General features: G+C 67.8%; 15 protein-coding genes and 1 pseudogene. 6 read left to right on the forward strand and 10 right to left on the reverse strand.

What is annotated here, in order from left to right; all coding sequences use genetic code 11:
- The first annotated feature begins 59 nt into the window (after positions 1–59).
- Positions 60–1,232, forward strand: coding sequence for a lipase family protein (locus tag ACWGE0_RS28615; protein WP_452263986.1), 1,173 nt, complete (start codon positions 60–62; stop codon positions 1,230–1,232).
- 267 nt (positions 1,233–1,499) lie between these two features.
- Here the strand turns inward: ACWGE0_RS28615 and ACWGE0_RS28620 are convergent, their stop codons facing one another.
- The 5 genes from ACWGE0_RS28620 to ACWGE0_RS28640 form a co-directional block, all read right to left on the reverse strand.
- Positions 1,500–2,216: an ABC transporter ATP-binding protein gene (locus tag ACWGE0_RS28620; RefSeq protein ID WP_452263987.1), complete on the reverse strand. Its 717-nt coding sequence runs from the start codon at positions 2,214–2,216 to the stop codon at positions 1,500–1,502.
- Positions 2,213–3,034, reverse strand: a complete 822-nt coding sequence (locus ACWGE0_RS28625; protein WP_452263988.1) for an ABC transporter ATP-binding protein — start codon at positions 3,032–3,034, stop codon at positions 2,213–2,215. Before ACWGE0_RS28625 ends, ACWGE0_RS28620 begins: the two co-directional genes overlap by 4 nt.
- Positions 3,031–4,767 carry a branched-chain amino acid ABC transporter permease gene (locus ACWGE0_RS28630; RefSeq protein ID WP_452263989.1) on the reverse strand — a complete coding sequence of 579 codons (1,737 nt, stop codon included), beginning with the start codon at positions 4,765–4,767 and terminating at the stop codon, positions 3,031–3,033. The genes ACWGE0_RS28625 and ACWGE0_RS28630 overlap by 4 nt, the downstream gene beginning before the upstream one ends.
- Entirely contained in the window at positions 4,764–5,678 is a 915-nt protein-coding gene (locus ACWGE0_RS28635) for a branched-chain amino acid ABC transporter permease (RefSeq protein WP_319970947.1), read from the reverse strand. Before ACWGE0_RS28635 ends, ACWGE0_RS28630 begins: the two co-directional genes overlap by 4 nt.
- 76 nt (positions 5,679–5,754) lie before the next feature.
- Positions 5,755–6,852, reverse strand: coding sequence for a branched-chain amino acid ABC transporter substrate-binding protein (locus ACWGE0_RS28640; protein WP_452263990.1), 1,098 nt, complete (start codon positions 6,850–6,852; stop codon positions 5,755–5,757).
- Between the two features lie 351 nt (positions 6,853–7,203).
- On the opposite strand from ACWGE0_RS28640, the gene ACWGE0_RS28645 reads away from it, so the two are divergent.
- The gene (locus ACWGE0_RS28645) at positions 7,204–8,841 is read left to right on the forward strand and encodes a hypothetical protein (protein ID WP_452263991.1); all 1,638 of its coding nucleotides are present in this window, start codon (positions 7,204–7,206) and stop codon (positions 8,839–8,841) included.
- Here the strand turns inward: ACWGE0_RS28645 and ACWGE0_RS28650 are convergent.
- The 4 genes and pseudogenes from ACWGE0_RS28650 to ACWGE0_RS28665 all read right to left on the reverse strand — a co-directional run bounded on the left by ACWGE0_RS28650 (position 8,822) and on the right by ACWGE0_RS28665 (position 11,428).
- A complete protein-coding gene (locus ACWGE0_RS28650; protein WP_452263992.1) occupies positions 8,822–9,433 on the reverse strand; it encodes an ANTAR domain-containing response regulator in 612 nt (203 codons plus the stop codon). The genes ACWGE0_RS28645 and ACWGE0_RS28650 overlap by 20 nt on opposite strands.
- A gap of 42 nt (positions 9,434–9,475) precedes the next feature.
- Entirely contained in the window at positions 9,476–10,297 is an 822-nt protein-coding gene (locus tag ACWGE0_RS28655; RefSeq protein ID WP_452263993.1) for a hypothetical protein, read from the reverse strand.
- 209 nt (positions 10,298–10,506) lie between these two features.
- Positions 10,507–11,109: a hypothetical protein gene (locus ACWGE0_RS28660; RefSeq protein WP_452263994.1), complete on the reverse strand. Its 603-nt coding sequence runs from the start codon at positions 11,107–11,109 to the stop codon at positions 10,507–10,509.
- A pseudogene (locus tag ACWGE0_RS28665) lies at positions 11,106–11,428 on the reverse strand (PLDc N-terminal domain-containing protein). The gene ACWGE0_RS28660 and the pseudogene ACWGE0_RS28665 overlap by 4 nt, the downstream one beginning before the upstream one ends.
- Between ACWGE0_RS28665 and ACWGE0_RS28670 the strand changes: the two are divergent.
- The 4 genes from ACWGE0_RS28670 (at position 11,364) to ACWGE0_RS28685 (ending at position 15,514) form a co-directional block, all read left to right on the forward strand.
- Positions 11,364–11,519, forward strand: coding sequence for a hypothetical protein (locus tag ACWGE0_RS28670; RefSeq protein ID WP_452264057.1), 156 nt, complete (start codon positions 11,364–11,366; stop codon positions 11,517–11,519). The pseudogene ACWGE0_RS28665 and the gene ACWGE0_RS28670 sit on opposite strands and share 65 nt — an antisense overlap.
- Before the next feature lie 495 nt (positions 11,520–12,014).
- Positions 12,015–13,601 carry a thiamine pyrophosphate-binding protein gene (locus tag ACWGE0_RS28675; protein WP_452263995.1) on the forward strand — a complete coding sequence of 529 codons (1,587 nt, stop codon included), beginning with the start codon at positions 12,015–12,017 and terminating at the stop codon, positions 13,599–13,601.
- A gap of 28 nt (positions 13,602–13,629) precedes the next feature.
- A complete protein-coding gene (locus tag ACWGE0_RS28680; RefSeq protein ID WP_452263996.1) occupies positions 13,630–15,009 on the forward strand; it encodes a glycosyltransferase family 39 protein in 1,380 nt (459 codons plus the stop codon).
- A gap of 19 nt (positions 15,010–15,028) precedes the next feature.
- Complete coding sequence (locus tag ACWGE0_RS28685; RefSeq protein WP_452263997.1) at positions 15,029–15,514, forward strand: DinB family protein; 486 nt, start codon at positions 15,029–15,031, stop codon at positions 15,512–15,514.
- Positions 15,515–15,520: 6 nt separating this feature from the next.
- On the opposite strand, the gene ACWGE0_RS28690 is transcribed toward ACWGE0_RS28685, so the two are convergent.
- On the reverse strand, positions 15,521–16,438 hold the full coding sequence (locus tag ACWGE0_RS28690; RefSeq protein WP_452263998.1) for a LysR family transcriptional regulator: 918 nt from the start codon (positions 16,436–16,438) through the stop codon (positions 15,521–15,523).
- Positions 16,439–16,445: the final 7 nt, after the last annotated feature.

Here is a 16,445-nt window from a genome sequence, read left to right on the forward strand (position 1 = left end):
ACCCCAAGTCTGCGGTCAGCCCCAGTGTCGAACCAAGATCACCTCGACATCGTGGAGGCATGACCTTCACGACTCGACTGACAGCAGCAGTCCTGTGCGCTGCCGTGGCCGCCTCGTTGGTGCCGGCCACGGCTTCCGCGCACTCGACGCGCGGCGAACTCCTCGACGTCGTCCCGGTGTCCACCATGGACACCACCCAGTTGGTCACGTACCTGGGGGACTACGACCTGGACGCCTCACGCGTCCGATTCGACGTGGACGCGAAGCGGATCACGTACCGCACCATCGACCCGACCGGAAGACCCACCACCGCCAGCGCCCTGATCGCCTCACCCCGCAACAACGACAGGTCACCGCGCCAGGCCACCTGGCTGCACGGCACCACCGGCTACCGAGGCTCGGTGGCGTCTGTCGCCGACGGCAACGACCGCGCGGCGGCCCTGCTCTTCGCCTCGGCCGGCTACTTGACCACGGCCCCGGACTACCTGGGCCTGGGCACCGGCCCTGGCTACCACCCGTACGTGGACGCCCCGTCCACCGTCACAGCCTCGGTCGACGCCTTACGCGCAGCCCGCGAGTTCGCCGCCCGCCGCGGCCTGCGCCCCGACCCGCGCATCATGATCACCGGCCACTCCCAGGGCGGCCACGCCACCATGGCCCTGGGCCAGGCCCTGCACCGCGGCGCCGACCCCCACCTGAAGGTGGGCGGCCTGGCCCCGATCGGCGGCCCCTTCAAACCAAGCCTGCTGGTGGCCAAAGCCTTGCAGGGCGAAATCTCCAACGGCGTCGCGTACATGGCGTACTGGACGGTGGCGTGGAACCGCCTCCACCACCTCTACAACGACCCGGCCGAGGCCTTCAACGACCCGTCGATCGAGGCGCTGTTCGACGGCGAGCACCGCAACGAGGAGATCTTCCAGCACCTGCCGGCAACCATGACCGACCTGCTCACTGCCACCTACGTGGAACGCCTCAAGAACCCAACCGGCATCCTCCGCACCAAACTGCGCGAGGCCGACAGCTACTGCGATTGGCGCCCTACCGTCCCGACGACGATCTACTCGTCCGCCGGCGACCGCGACACGCTGCTGGAGACCTCCGTCTACTGCAACGACCGTCTGAAGCAACACCACGCCCGAAGCAAGCTCATCGACCTGGGCCCAGACGTGAACCACGGCCGAGCCGCCAAGCTGGCGCTCCCCCGCATCCTGGCCGACTTCGACCGCACCTGACCCCGGCGGGGCGGAGGACACCCTCCGCCCCGCTCCTCACCACCAACTCCGCGCGCTCCACCACGGCGAACGTCCCGCACACCGGTGAGCCGCCAACCACCCAACCCCGCGCGGCCACAGCCAATCCCGCCACCCCTGCCGCGCCACGCCAGGACCGCCAACCCCGGCCCCGGCCCCCCGCCTCAGCCCCAGCCCCAGCCCCAGCCCCGACAAACGAAAGCGGGGCGGAGGAAAATCCCTCCGCCCCGCTCCCACAACAACCAAAAATCAGTGCGACTCACCCAGGTACGCGTCCCGCACCCGCTGGTCAGCCAGCAACGACTGCCCCGGACCGTCCAAAGTGGTGCGGCCAAGGTCGATCACGTACCCGCGGTCCGACAGCGCCAGAGCGGCCAGCGCGTTCTGCTCCACCAGCAGAATGGTGGTGCCGAGCGACTGCAGTTCCTTGATGGTGTCGAAGATCTTCTGCGTCATGATCGGCGAGAGACCCATCGAGGGCTCGTCGAGCATCAGCAGACGGGGCTTCGACATCATCGCGCGGCCGATGGCCAGCATCTGCTGCTCGCCACCGGAGAAGAGCCCGGCCTTGTTGTGCCGCCGCTCCCCCAGCACGGGGAAGAGGTCGTACACGCGCTGCATGTCGGACGCGACGCCGTCGTCCTTGCGGACGTACGCACCGAGGTGCAGGTTCTCCTCCACGGTCATCCGCGGGAAGAGCCGGCGGCCCTCGGGGCAGTGGGCGATGCCCTCACCGAGGATCGCGTGCGCCGGGTCGTTGTGGATCGGCTTGCCCTGGAACAGGATTTCGCCGGACGCCGGACGCAGCAGACCCGAGATGGTGCGCAGGGTCGTGGTCTTGCCCGCACCGTTCGAGCCGATCAGCGACACGATCTGGCCGGCCTCGACGGTGAACGAGATGTCGCGGACAGCTTCGATGGCGCCGTAGGCGACCGAAAGGTTGCGGACTTCGAGCAGCGCGGTCATGCCTGCTCCTCCTCAGCAGAAGCAGCGGCGGCCTCGATCTCGTGCTCGACTTCCTCCGGCGGCTTGCCGAGGTAGGCCTCGACCACCCGCGGGTCCGCCCGCACGACCTCGGGGCTGCCCTCGACGAGCAGTTCGCCCTGCACGAGCACGGAAACCGTGTCGCACAGCCCGAAGATGAACTTGATGTCGTGCTCGATGACGACGACCGACACACCCGTCTCGCGGATGCGGAAGATCAGCTGCTGCGTCGCTTCCGTCTCCTGCGGGTTCATGCCGGCCGTGGGCTCGTCCAGCAGCAGCACTGCCGGGTCCGTCGCCAACGCGCGCGCGATCTCGAGACGGCGCTGGTCGCCGTACGGGAGGTTGCGCGAGAGCTCGTCGTCCAGGTTGTTCAGGCCGACGAACGCAAGCAGCTCCCGCGACCGCTCGCGTGCCGCCCTCTCACCGCGGTGGTAGGCGGGGCCGTGGAACAGCGAGGCCAGCGGGCCCTGCTTCATCCGCACGTGCCGGCCGACCATGACGTTCTCCAGCACGCTCATGCTGGGGAACAGGCGGATGTTCTGGAACGTGCGGGCCACGCCCGCGTCCGTCACCTTCGCCGGGTCGCCGGGCAGGACGTTGCCCTTGAGCAGCACCTCACCCGTGGTCGGCGTGTACAGACCCGTCAGGCAGTTGAAGAACGTCGTCTTCCCCGCACCGTTCGGGCCGATCAGGCCGACGATCTTGCCTTCTTCGAGCGTCAGAGTGACGCCCTTCAACGCCTTGAGGCCACCGAAGACCATCGAGACGTCACGCGCTTCCAGTACAGGCGTGCTCATGCCTTCTTCGCCTCCACGTGCGCCTCTTCGGCGTTCTCGTCGGCGCGCTCCACCATCTCGGCGCGCCTGTGCGCATCGGGGATCAGGCCGACCGGCCGGAACCGCATGATCAGGATCAGCGCGAGGCCGAAGATCATGAGGCGGTAGTCCTCGAAGTCGCGCAGCTTCTCGGGCAGCACGAACAGCAGCGCCGCACCGAGCACGGCGCCCGGGATCGAGCCCATGCCGCCGAGGATGACCGCCGCGAGCAGGGTGACCGACTCGAGGAACTTGAACGACTCGTAGGACACCGTGCCGTTCTTGTGCGCGAACACCGCGCCGGCGAGACCCGCGAGCGTGGCACCGATGAGGAACGCGAGGATCTTCATCTTGCCGGTGCGGATGCCCATCGCACGGGCAGCGTCCTCGTCCTCGCGGATCGCGATCCAGGCACGGCCGATGCGGCTGAACTTGAGGTTCGCGAACACCGCCATCGTCGCCGCCACGAGCAGCACGATGAGGATGTAGTAGAGGACACCAGCGGGCAGCTTCAGCGCGCCGATCGAGATCGACTTGTTGAACTCCGCGCCGAACAGCGACAGCGGCGGGATGCCCGGGATGGCGTTGGAGCCGTTGGTGATGCCACCGATGTTGTTCTGCGCGGAACGGGTGAAGATCTCACCGAACGCCAGCGTCACGATCGCCAGGTAGTCACCGCGGACCCGCAGCGTTGGCGAACCGACGATGGCGCCGAAGATGCCGGCCACGATGGCCGCGGCCGCCGCGGCGACCGGGAACGGCAGGTGGATGCCGAAGTGCGCGGTGGCGGCACCGGAGAAGTTCGCTGCCACCAGGGCACCGATGCCCATGAACGCCACGTACCCGAGGTCGAGCAGACCCGCGAGACCGACGACGATGTTCAGGCCGATCGCGGTGGCGGCGTAGATGCCGATGTTCGCCGCGACCGTCATCCAGTACTCGTTGCCCGCGTCGGTGAACGGCAGCAGCAACGCGCACGCCGCCAGCACGATCACGCTGAACACGCGGTGCTGCTCGGACAGCGCCGAGAGCCAGCGGACGAAGCCGACACCGCTCAGCGCGCCGATCAGACCACCGGCGAACCCGAGGAACGACAGGAAGATCGCACCCGCGTACGGGTTGGCGGAACCGACGCCACCGGTGGTCAGCATCGCGGCGACGGCGTAGAGCACCGCGCCGAACGACACCAGCAGCACCAGGTACGCGATCGGAGTGGAGACCTTGAACTTCCACTCGCCCACCGGCCCGATGCCGATGCCGTAACCGGCCAGGATCGCCAGCACACCGGCGACGAGGCCTACGACAGCACCGAACGCGGTAGCGCCATCAACGGCCGTGATGGCACCGAGGCCGCCACCCTTGACCGTGATGTACGCGGCGTTGACGAACGCCACGACCGTAAGGCCCCAACCGAGGGCACGGACGACCCGGCCCTTGGCAGGAACCGGCGCGAACGTCGCGACCAGGATGAGGACGCCGAGCAGCAGGACGTGCCAGCGGAAGCCGGTGACGGCGAACGGCGCGTCGAAGAACTGCAGCGTCGACTTGTCCGGCCAGTTGCCGTCGTTGAGGGTGAACGTGACCCACGGCAGGAGAGCCGCGACGATCGCCAGGACACCACCGGCAGCCGCGAACGGCTTGCCCAGGGGCGCGAGCGCGGAACGCTTCGCCACCGCCGCGGATTCAGAAGAGGTGGACACAGTGCTCGTGCTCATGCGCGCACCCTTTCCGGCTCGCCGAACAGACCCTGCGGACGGAAGACGAGCACGAGGATCAGCACGACGAAGATCCACACGTAGTCGTACTGGGTGCCACCCGGCATGTACTGACCGGCCAGGGTCTTGATCAGACCGATGATGAACGCGCCGATGACCGCGCCCCGGATGCTGCCGACACCGCCGAGAACAGCCGCCGTGAAGGCGAAGATGCCGTTCTGGAAGCCCATGTCGATGTTGATGTTGCCGAGGAACCCGCCGTAGAGGATGCCCGCGACGCCGGCGAGCACGGCGCCGAGGATGAACGTCAGCACGATCACGCGGTCGGGGTTGACGCCCATCAGCTTCGCGGTGTCGGGGTCCTGCGCGGTCGCACGCATCGCGCGGCCCATGCGCGAGCGGTTGATGTAGGTCTGCAGGATGACCGCGAGACCCACGGAGAGCACCACGAGCAGGACACCGGTCCACGAGATGTTGACCGGGCCGAGCGACAGGTTGCCCTCGGGGAAGACGTTCGGGTAGGGCAGGTTCGACTTGGCGTTCGGGTAGAAGACGCGCACCGCCTCCTGCAGGAACACGGACACGCCGAGCGCGGTGATGAGCGGTGCCAGCCGAGGCGCGTTGCGCAGCGGCCGGTAGGCGAACCGTTCCATGATCACGGCGACGACGACCGCCACCACGATGCCGCCGACGAACATGAGCGGCAGGGCCACGGCAGGCGACTTCTTGAGGTCGTCAGGAAGAAGCGTGAACGTGGCAAGGCCTCCATACGAGGCCACCATGAAAACCTCGCCGTGGGCGAAGTTGATCAGCTGGATGATGCCGTACACCATCGTGTACCCGAGGGCGATCAGGGCGATCAACGCGCCCTGCATGACCCCGTTGGCCAGCTGTTGAAGCAGGACTGACACGACTACCTCCGTAGACGGCGGGGGCGAGCAAACAACGCCCGCCCCCGCCGTAGCTTCAATCAGTGATCAGTAGTCGTCAGCCGGTGAACTCGCCGGTCTGAACGTCCTTCCACTTGCCAGAGGTGACCTGGTAGACGGTCAGAACCTTGTTGGTGCTGTCGCCGTACTGGTCGAACTTGACCTCACCGGTGGCGCCGGAGCCGCTGTAGGAACCGACGTTGGTCAGCATCGAGTCACGCTTCGACTCGTCCCAGGCAGCGCCGTCAACGGTCTTGGCCAGCGCGCCGATGATGGCGTTCGCGGCGTCGTAGGAGAACGCACCGTAGGCGGCGTAGTCCTCCTTGCCGAACTTCGCCTTGTACGCGTCGACGAACGCCTTGGCCGTGGCCAGAGACTCGGTCGGCGCGCCGACGGAGGTGGCGAGGTCGCCTTCCTTACCGCCGAGCTCGATGAACTTCGGGTCGAAGATGCCGTCGCCGCCCATCAGCGGAACGTTCAGGCCCGCGCTCGCCATCTGCTTCGACAGCGGGCCGGCGACCGGGTACTCACCGCCGTAGTAGACGGCCTCGGGGGCCAGCGCCTTGATCTTGGAGATGACACCGGAGAAGTCGGTGTCCTTCTCGCCGACCTTCTCGGAGCCGACGATCGTGCCGCCCTTCTTGGCGACCTGCTTCGACAGCTCCGCGGCGAGACCCTCACCGTAGGTCTTGCCGTCGGTGATGATGGCGATCTTCTTCTTGCCGGCCTTCTCGACGAGGTAGTTGGCCGCGTACGGGCCCTGCAGGTCGTCGGTGGTGCAGACGCGGAAGTAGTTGTCGAACTGGCGCTTCGGGGCGGTCAGGAAGTCGTTGCCCCTGGTCAGCGTCGGGTTCGTGTTCGCGGGCGACACCTGAGGAATCTTCTTTTCCTTCAGGATCGGCTGCACGGTCTGGGCGACCGAAGAGTTCAGCGTGCCGACGACGCCGACGACGTTCGGGTCGGTCGACAGCTTGGTGGCCGCCTGGGCACCCTTGGCGGGGTTGGCCTCGTCGTCCTGAGCGGACACGTTCAGCTTGTAACCCTTGACCGTGCACTTCTTGTTCGCCTCGTCCACGGCGAGCTCGGCGGACTGCTTGATGCCGAGGCCAAGAGCGGACAGGTTGCCGGACAGCGGGGCGACCACGCCGACGGTCAAGGTGCCCTTCGACGTGTCGCAGCTGCCCCCCGCAGTGCCGCCTTCATTCTTGTTCGAGCCACAGGCTGCGACGACAAGCAGCGTGGCGCCGACAATCGCAGCGGACTTCACAGAGTGCTTACGCACGTGATGTCCCTCCTCTATCCCTGCTCCCGGCAACGCGAGTTCTCCGCGCACCGCTCCATCACCCTCTCCTGAGGGATGGCCGGAACCTAGGCGATGACTGTGACCCCAGTCATCAAAGCCAATGGGCTCGTGACCATAACGCAACGCGGCGTTATGTTTCACTTAAGCAATGTCACATACCGTAACCTTCGTTCACTCTTTGGACGGCTGCCATAACCTGGACGTATGACTCCGCGTCGTCGGGTGATCGCGGCCGTTGGCGCCGCCGCTGTGCTCGTCGCCGCGGTGCTGGTCTTGCGCGAGACCGATGATGCAGCCAAGAAGCCCAGTTCACAGCCAGTTCGGCTGACGAAGTTCGCGGCGGATTTCGTCAAGTTGCCGTCTCAGCCGGCTCCGCTCAACGCGCCGTCCTCCGTATGGAGCAGCGACGGCCGGGTCCACTGGGCGCCCGTGACCGGCGCGGCCGGCTACGAGGTCCTCGGCAAGCTCGTCGCGTCGCCCGAGATCGCGGGTTCCGGACAGGTGGACGTGCGGGCCGTGGACGCGTTCGGGCAGCGCTCTCTCGCCGCCAGGTCCGAGATACGACCTGGTGGCGGCGTGTGGCAGGAGGCGGTGAAGGGATGGCTCGACGACTTCGACGACAGTTCGCTGCAACGCCGCTACCACCTGAGCGGCCGCCCTGGTTGCGTGAACCCGAGCTCCGGGCCGGGCGGTCGGCTGGTGATCGACATGCCGTGCGGGAACGACACGGCCGTGTTGCGCGCACGGACACCGCTTCAGCTGAACGAATCAGACGAGCTGGGCCGGGTGGCCGTCGTGACGGACGCGGCCGGGCCGCGCGGGAAACTCGTGCTCGACCTGGTCCCGGGAACACCGGATCGCGTCGGACCCATACCTCCCGCTGATGCGATACGGGTGGTGGTGGACGACTCCGTGTCACCCGGCACGCGTGGTGCGGGCGTTCTGCATCGATTCGAAGTAGTGCTCACACGTAACGGTGTGCGCGTTCTGCAAGACGGCGCACAGGTCGCAACTTCGCCCGTTGTGCCCAAGTGGCGTGAGGCGAGCGTTCTGATCAGCGCCACCCCGCCGCCGAGCTATCCCGGACGCGTGGAAATCGACGCGGTCGGCATCACCGGACCGCTCCGGTGGGCGCCCGAGGTGATCGAGACACCGATCGTGGCGGGGACGTTGCGCGTTCTGGAGCCCGAGGAGGAGGCGCCGGGCATCGGCGTGGCGCGCGCACCGTTGCGTGGGGCCTCGTCGGCGCGACTACGAGCAACGGTGCGTCTGGGCGACGGCGGCGATCCGAACGGCCTGGTCGCGCAACTCGGTTCGGCCCGGCTGCCGCTGCGCCCGGAGGTGAGTGGCTGGTCCGGGGCGCAGGACAGCGAGCTCACCCTGGTCGGGGACGTGCCCGCCGAGCTGCTCGGGCAGGCCGGACCGGACGCGCTGACGCCGTTCGTGCTGCGCATGCCCGGTGCGTCGCAGGCCGAGGTGCTCGAGAGCTACCTGGAGGTGCCGGGCCGGTCGCCGATGAAGCTGGAAGCCGCGCCGGGCGAGCCCGCGCCGGTTCTGCCCGTGATGACGGCTGAGTTCATCCGTGTGACCCCGAACGACGCGGCGCTGGTGATCACCCTCGACGCCGCCCACGCACGCTCAGTGGCGCCGATAGCGGGCTTTGAGGTGTACGTCGACAGCAGTCACGTCGCGACGCTGCCGATGCCGGGTGGTGCCGGTGGCCGGCACGAGCTGGAGATCTCGCTGAAAGGCAGCCACAACGTCGAAGTCCGCCTGCGCCCTGAGGATCCAGGGCGGCAGACGGACTCCGTGTGGCTGGAACTCAGCCGAAGTTCTCGATGACGGCCTCTGCGACGGCCTTCATCGTCGTGCGGCGGTCCATGGCGGTGCGCTGCACCCACCGGAACGCCTCCGGCTCGCTCAGACCCTGCTTGGTCATGAGAATGCCCTTGGCCCGTTCCACGACCTTGCGCGTCTCCAGGCGCTCGGTGAGCCCGGCGACCTCCTGTTCGAGGGCCGCGAGCTCGCCGAACCGGCTGATGGCCAGCTCGATCGCGGGCACCAGGTCCCGCTTGGCGAACGGCTTGACCAGGTAGGCCATCGCACCGGCGTCACGAGCGCGTTCGACCAGGTCGCGCTGGCTGAACGCGGTGAGGATCACGACCGGCGCGATCCGCTTGCCCGCGATCTGCTGCGCCGCCTCGATCCCGTCGACCTTGGGCATCTTCACGTCCAGGATGACCAGGTCGGGGTTGAGCTCGGTCGCGAGCTTGATGGCCTCTTCGCCATCTGCGGCCTCGCCCGCCACGTCGTAGCCCTCTTCGCGCAGCATCTCGACGAGGTCGAGACGGATGAGCGCCTCGTCCTCGGCGACGAGCACACGAGGGGCCTTGCGCGTGGCTTCGGCTTGGGCCTCGGCAGCCTGCTGGGTCACCGGGGTCCTCCTGACGATCGTTCCTGCGGGCGAAAGCGCAGTCTACCGGCGGGGAGGTCCCTGATCGGGCTCACCAGCCGTGACGGCAGACACGAACTCCTCAGGCCACGGATAGGTCCGCATGCCCTCCTCGACGTCCTCGGTGGGCGCTTCTGCTCTCCGGAGCGTGATCTCGCGGGTCGTGCCGAACCGCGGGTGGGAGAGCTTCTCCCTGATCTCGCCCTCCTCCGGGCCACCGGGCCACTCGACGAACCACCCTGTTCCCAGCGGAAGTGCTCGTAGCCAGCTCGCGTCATGCCACAGGTGTACCCGGCGCAGTAGAGCGCTCCCAGTGGCCGCTTCCGCGATCTCCTCGTCGTTGCCGCCGCCGTCGACGTACTCGACGCCGCGGAAGTCGTGCATCCAGCGCACGTACCGCATGCCGAGGTCCCACGCCTTCTCGTCGACCCCGGCGAGCACGACAGCGGCGTCACCCGTGGTCAGCTCTGCCGAGCGCCGGTACTGCCGGTGCGCGAGGCCTGCGACGCCCATGCCGAAGCCGGCCTCGGTGCGCGGCAGCAGTTCGAACAGCAGCGGGCCGAGAGCGTGGTCGTTGAGGTGCAGCTTGAGGGTCTCCCCCGGTTCCACCGTCCGGAACGCGTGGGCGGGCTTGACGATGCTCGCGGGCGGCATCAGCTGGAGCATGCTCGCCGCGGTGCACGCCGCGATCAGCACCTTGGCCTCCAGCTGACGCTGGGCCTCGGTGGTCGCGTCGGGCAGCAGGACCTCCCCGTCGCGGACGGCCGGAACCGCCTGGGACAGGTTCTCGCCCGTGTAGGTGCGCCGCAAATCGGCGAGCTGGTCCGTCGTGGACAGACGTGCCATGACAGCAGTCCTCGTTTCCGCCGCCCGGCTCGGCCGACAAGGACGCATGTGCACGCGTCTACGTGGTCGGTTCGCTTCAGCGAGCAGGAGTTGCTGAACACTGCGGCGGAACGTGCCACTCACTGCCGGGGAGCGGCTCCAGCCTCACGTCTGCTCGACGCCGATGACCACGTTACCGGATCCGCACAACGATTTTCCCCTGCGGACGCTCAGTCCGAGCCGACGATCAGCTTGTACTTCACGTCGACGTCCTTGCCGCCGGCCGATCCGCGGATCACCAGCTCGTGCTCACCGGCCGCGGGCGGGGTGATCCACGCGTACAGACCGCACCCGACCGAATTGACCCGGCCGACCTGGGCACCGAACGGGTTGCCCGCCCGCGCCTCGTAGGTGAACGGCGTGGCGGACACCCTCGTCAACGCCTGCGTGGAACCGTCCATCAGCACCTCGCCCTGCGCGCCCTTCATGAACGTCTCGCAGCCGGCGACATCGCTCGCGAGGTTCACGACAGGGGCGAGCAGTGGCTTGGAGGCGGGAACGCGGCACTGCCGCTCGACCGGGCCGTCACCGAGGGAACCGGCGAGCAGCCACACCTCGACCGGCTGTTCCCGCATGCAGAAGCGCCCGGAGGTGTCGGAGACCGGGTTGGAGTTCGCGGGCTGGGAGGCCCACGTCCACCAGCGTGCCTGGAACTCGGCGGGCGCCAGTTTGTCCGAAGTGGACGTTTGCGGCGCCTTCGGCGGGGCCGCCAGCTGCGCGTTGCCTCCGCAACCGGCGAGCAGAACAACTAAGAACAGCAGGACTTTCCTCACTGGTTCTCGCGTCCCTTGCGTCGTTGTTCCTCCGCGCGCTCACGGCAGCGGCGCAGGAACTCCTCGTCGTCGTCAGGATTGGTGGCCGCGAACCGCCCCGGCCGGTTGTACTCGGAAAAGTCGAAGCTTCGCGCTCGTACGCACCGAAGCGCGCACGCCCGGCCCCCACCACCGGACGACCCGCCACGAACCACGCGATCGAGCCCACCAACGGGAACAGCAAGACCAGAAGAAGCCACAGCATCTTCGGCAGATTGCGAACCGAGCCTTCGTCGGTCGTGATCACGTCCACGACGGCGAAGACCGTCATGCCCAGCATCACCACTCCGAACAGCCCACCGAAGTACAGCATCTCCTACCCCCAGGTCGTGCGGTCGCCGCACATCGTGGCACAAGGGGCCACTCCCTGAACATGGTTCAGTCGTCAATCATCTGAAGGCCATTTCACGGAGTCGCGAATCGCCGGGAAACGGGAGTGTCCACGCCACCTCGACGCTCCTATTCAATTCGGCCATTGCGGAAAAGGCGCTGCGCACGACGTCCCGGCCGGTCGGAGTGCTGCGCCAGGTGGAATTCACCTAACCACAGGGCACGGACCGGCGTCGGGCCGCGGTTCGCCCGCTCTGCCGAACAGGTCCGCCGCCCTGGGCCGACCCGCGCAACCAATTCACCCCAGAGGGTGAAATGGTGCAACAGCGACGTCGAATTCCTCACACACCACGGCATCGATCCGGATTCGGCTTCCTCGATTCCGCAACCACCGATCGAACAACGGACACTTTCCGCCAAGTCGTTCTCACGCCGAGTATCGGAACGTCCGCACGAGCCGTGGTGCACGTGAGCCTGAGCACCAGACCTCCTGCTGACCCGTTGTCGAGGTCGTAAGCAGGCCTTAGCGTCGGATCATGCCCAGAGGCGCCGAGGTTCTCCTGGAAGTGCTGGCCGCGCACGACGTCGAGGTCGTGTTCGGCCTGCCCGGCGTGCACAACCTCGCCATCTGGGAGGCGTTGCGGAAGCACCCCGGCATCCGCATGGTCGGGGTACGCCACGAGCAGACGGCGGTCTACGCGGCGGACGGCTACGCAAGGACCACCGGCAAGCTCGGCGTGGCGGTCGTGACCACCGGGCCGGGCGCGGCGAACACGCTGGGCGCCACCGGTGAGGCGTGGGCGTCGGGCAGCCCGGTGCTGGTGATCGCCACGGACATCCCGTCCACGCTCAGGCGGCCGGGGGTCTACCGGGGCGTGCTGCACGAAACCCGGGATCAGAAGGCCATGTTCGGGCCGGTCACCAAGGCGGCGTTCGACGTGCCCGCCGCGCAGGAGCTGGGGGCGTGCGCCGACAAGGCGGTGCAGCAGGCGGTGCTCAGCCCGCACGGACCGGTTTATCTCGGTGTGCCAACGGATTTCCTGTCCGCCGAGGTGTCGCACCACGCGGTGGCGAAGGTGGGGCAGACCTACCTGTTCCCGGACCTCGCCGAGGCCGAGAGGCTGATCGCCGCGGCGGAGAGGCCGCTGATCTGGGCCGGCGGTGGCGCGGCGCGGTCGGGAGCAGGAGCGGCGGTCGGGGCGCTGGCGGCCAGGTTGCAGGCGCCGATCGTCACCACCTACGGGGCTCGCGGTCTCGTTGACAGCCCTCATGTCGTGCGAGGGCCGGTGCACGCACCGCCCGTGGGCAAGTTGTGGGACGAGGCCGATCTCGTCATCGCGATCGGCACGGACTTCGACGGCATGATGACGCAGAACTGGTTGCAGCCGAAGCCGCGCAAGCTGGTGGCCGTCAACATCGACAAAGCGGAAGCGAACAAGAACTACCCCGCGGACGTCACGATCGAAGGCGATGCGGCCATCGTCACGGCGGCACTCGCGGCGAGGGTGAGCGGCAAAGAGGCCGTCGTGGACGTCGCAGCGGTCAACGCCGAAGTGCGGGCGCTGGCAGAAGCCGACTCTCCCGAAGCCGTGACGTTGTTGAAGGCGCTCGAGGGCACCGACGCCACGATCGTCGCCGACATGTGCATCCCCGGCTACTGGATCGGCGGCTTCCACCACGTCACCAAGCCGCGCGGGCTGGCATACCCGGTCGGGTGGGGAACGCTCGGGTTCGGGTTCCCTGCTGCGCTCGGGGCGGCAATCGACGGCCCGGCGATCGCGGTGGTGGGCGACGGCGGGTTCCTGTTCGCGTGCGGGGACCTCGCGACGCTCAGGCAGGAGAACCTGCCGCTGACGATCGTGCTCGTCGACGACGGCGGGTACGGGATGCTCCGGTACGACCAGCAGGTCGCGAACCACGCCATCAGCGGGGTGGACCTCACGAGGCCCGACTTCGCGAAGCTGGCGGAGAGCTTCGGGATCCCCGCGGTCACGCTCGACGGCTTCGACGAGCTCCGCGAAGCCCTGTCCGGCGCGACCGGCCCCACCATGATCGTGGTCAACGCGAGCCTCAAGCCCCCGATCAACACCTCGCCCCGCTGGTACCGCAAAAACGCCACCTGATCAGATACCCGCTGGGTACCGTCCGCCCATGAGGCGTGGGCTGGGGATCGTGCTCGCTGTGCAGGCGGTGGTGCTGACCGCGGTGTCCGGCCGGTACGGGTTCCACCGGGACGAGCTCTACTTCATGGCGGCCGGCGACCGGCGCGCGTGGGGATATGTGGACCAGCCGCCGATGACGCCGTTCCTCGCCGACGTCTCGACGGAGTTGTTCGGCAAGACGCCCACGGGACTTCGGGTCGTGGCGACGTTGATGGCACTCGCGACAACGATCGTGGTCGCGCTCATCGCCAAGGAACTCGGTGGCGGCGCGGTGTTCGCCGCCGCTGCCTCGGCCACGGGGTCGTACGTGCTCGCGGTGGACCACATGCTGTCGACCGCGACGCTCGACCTGCTGATCTGGACGCTGATCGGGTACTTCACGATCAGGCTGCTCAAGTCGGGGGACGGCCGGTGGTGGCTCGCGATCGGCGCGGCGATCGGGGTCGGGCTCGCGAACAAGTGGTTGCTCCTGCTGTTGGTCGCGGCGTTGGCGATCTCGTTGCTCATCACCGGGCCGCGCGGTGTGTTCCGCACGTGGTGGCTGCCCGCGGGCATCGCGGTGGGCATGGTGATCGCAGCTCCGGTGGTGGCGTGGCAGGCGTTGCACGACTTCCCGTTGCTCACGGTCGCGCAGGGCATCAGCGAGGACGGCGGCTTCGAGAACCGCGTCATGTTCGTGCCGATGCAGATCCTTCTGCTGTCACCGCTCCTGGTACCGGTGTGGGTGATCGGGTTCCGGAACCTGTGGCGCGACAGGACGTTGCGCTCCATCGCACTCGCCTACCCGGTGCTGTGCGCGATGACGCTGATCACGGGCGGCAAGCCGTACTACGCGGTGTCGTTGTTGCTCGTGCTGCTGGCGGCGGGCTCGCGGCAGGCCCAGGAATGGTTGTTGCGCCGCAAGGCGATCGGCGCGGTGCTGGTGGTCGCCAGTGTGGTACCCGCGGCGGTGATCTCGCTGCCGGTGCTGCCGAAGGAGGCGATCGGCCCGATCCTGGCGATCAACCAGGAGCCCGGCGAGCAGGTCGGCTGGCACGAGTTCGCCAACACCGTCGAAAAGGCGTACTGGTCGAACGACCGGCCCGTCGTGATCACTCGCAACTACGGCCAGGCCGGTGCGATCGAGGCCTTCACGGCGATCCAGGTCCATTCCGGCCACATGTCGTTCTACGACTGGGGACCTCCTGTCACGTTGAACAAGAACGTGCTGCTCGTCGGCTTCAACACACCGCCGTTCACCGGGTGCAAGCGCGTCGCACAGCACCACAACGTCATCGAGAACGAAGAGGACGGCACAGAACTCTGGATGTGCACGGCCCCAACGGAATCATGGGACGTCATCTGGCCCCAGCTGCGCCGCTACTACTGACCGCTGACAAACTCACCGGATGACGCGAAGCTGGCCCGCGAACCTCGCCACGGACGAAGGCGTGCTCGCCTGGGAGTTCCTGGACTTCCTCCGCAAGACCGCCGTGCTGAAGGTCGACGGGCTGACCCGCGACCAGGCCGCGGCGGCCCCGATCGCCACGTCGCCGAAGCTGACCGCGCTCGGCGTGCTCAAGCATCTTGTTGCGGTGGAACGGTATTGGCTGTGCATCGCGGGCGCGGGACTGGATCTGCCGTCGTTGTGGAAGGGCGATCCGGATCCGTCGTGGGACCTCGTCGACGACGACACACCCGAGTCGTTGATCCAGGCCTATCGCGAGGAGTGGGCCAACGCCGAGGCGTTGAAGCAGCGCGGTCCCGACGACAACGCGGCGCACGAGACGTTCACCGTGCGGTGGATCCTGGCCCACGTGACGCAGGAGACCGCACGGCACGTCGGGCATCTGGATCTGCTCCGCGAGCTCGCCGACGGCCAGACCGGCGAGTAGCCGCGGTCACGGTTGGGAGATGTAGCCGCCCACGGCGTTTTCGCACACTTCCTGAAGAGCGTTCACCGCGTCACGAAGCAACGGGTTGGTGTTCGCGGTGCGGTGGACGACATGCACGTGCCTGCGCAACGGCTTGCTGCGCAACGGCATCGCGTGCGTACCGGGCAGCCCCTTGTAACCGAGCGCGGGCACCAGTGCGACGCCGACACCTGCTGCCACGAGCGACTGCACGACCTCGTAGTCGTTGCTCCGGAAGGCGATCTTGGGAGCGAACCCCGACGCGGCGCACAAGCGCGTGAGACACGTGGCTCCAGAGGTGCCGTCACGTGACGCGATCCAGCGTTCGTCCTTGAGATCTTCGAGTTTGAGGTTGTTCTTCGCGGCCGGGTGCTCGGCCGGCACCATGACCAGCAGAGACTCGTCCAGCAACGGCAACACCGTCAGCTCTTCCGGCCACGTCTGCGGCACCAGGTCGTAGGCGTAGACCAGCGCGAGGTCGAGCTCGCCGGTCAGCACGAGCGGCAGCACGTCGTCCGGCTCGGCCTCGTCGAGACGGATCTCGGCGTCCGGCAGGTCGGCCGACAGCTTCGCCACCGCCTTGGGCACGACCCGCGAGCTGGCCGTGGGGAACGTGCCGATCCGCAGGCGCCCCCGCAGACCCTGCACCATCGCCTTCACCTCGTGCTCGAAGCCGTCGAACGCGGCCAGCAACTCGCCACCGCGGTCGGCGATCAGCAGCGCGGCGCTGGCCGGCCTGATCGAGTGCGCCTCACGTTCGAAGAGCGTCACGCCGACGGCGCGTTCGAACGCCGAGATCTGCTGCGAGACGGCCGACGACGTGTAGCCGAGGCGGCGCGCGGCCTCGGCGAACGAGCCCGTTTTCACGACCTCGACGAGCGTGCGGAGATGGACCGGGTTGAGCACCAGGTCA

The organism is Lentzea sp. NPDC054927 (assembly GCF_053610285.1).

Excerpts from the sequence above, each read along its gene's own strand:
- ACWGE0_RS28675 (WP_452263995.1), top strand. The coding sequence starts at position 12,015 with ATGCCCAGAGGCGCCGAGGTTCTCCTGGAAGTGCTGGCCGCGCACGAC.
- ACWGE0_RS28625 (WP_452263988.1), bottom strand. The coding sequence starts at position 3,034 with ATGAGCACGCCTGTACTGGAAGCGCGTGACGTCTCGATGGTCTTCGGT.
- ACWGE0_RS28680 (WP_452263996.1), top strand. The coding sequence starts at position 13,630 with ATGAGGCGTGGGCTGGGGATCGTGCTCGCTGTGCAGGCGGTGGTGCTG.
- ACWGE0_RS28645 (WP_452263991.1), top strand. The coding sequence starts at position 7,204 with ATGACTCCGCGTCGTCGGGTGATCGCGGCCGTTGGCGCCGCCGCTGTG.
- ACWGE0_RS28655 (WP_452263993.1), bottom strand. The coding sequence starts at position 10,297 with ATGGCACGTCTGTCCACGACGGACCAGCTCGCCGATTTGCGGCGCACC.
- ACWGE0_RS28630 (WP_452263989.1), bottom strand. The coding sequence starts at position 4,767 with ATGAGCACGAGCACTGTGTCCACCTCTTCTGAATCCGCGGCGGTGGCG.
- ACWGE0_RS28620 (WP_452263987.1), bottom strand. The coding sequence starts at position 2,216 with ATGACCGCGCTGCTCGAAGTCCGCAACCTTTCGGTCGCCTACGGCGCC.
- ACWGE0_RS28685 (WP_452263997.1), top strand. The coding sequence starts at position 15,029 with ATGACGCGAAGCTGGCCCGCGAACCTCGCCACGGACGAAGGCGTGCTC.
- ACWGE0_RS28615 (WP_452263986.1), top strand. The coding sequence starts at position 60 with ATGACCTTCACGACTCGACTGACAGCAGCAGTCCTGTGCGCTGCCGTG.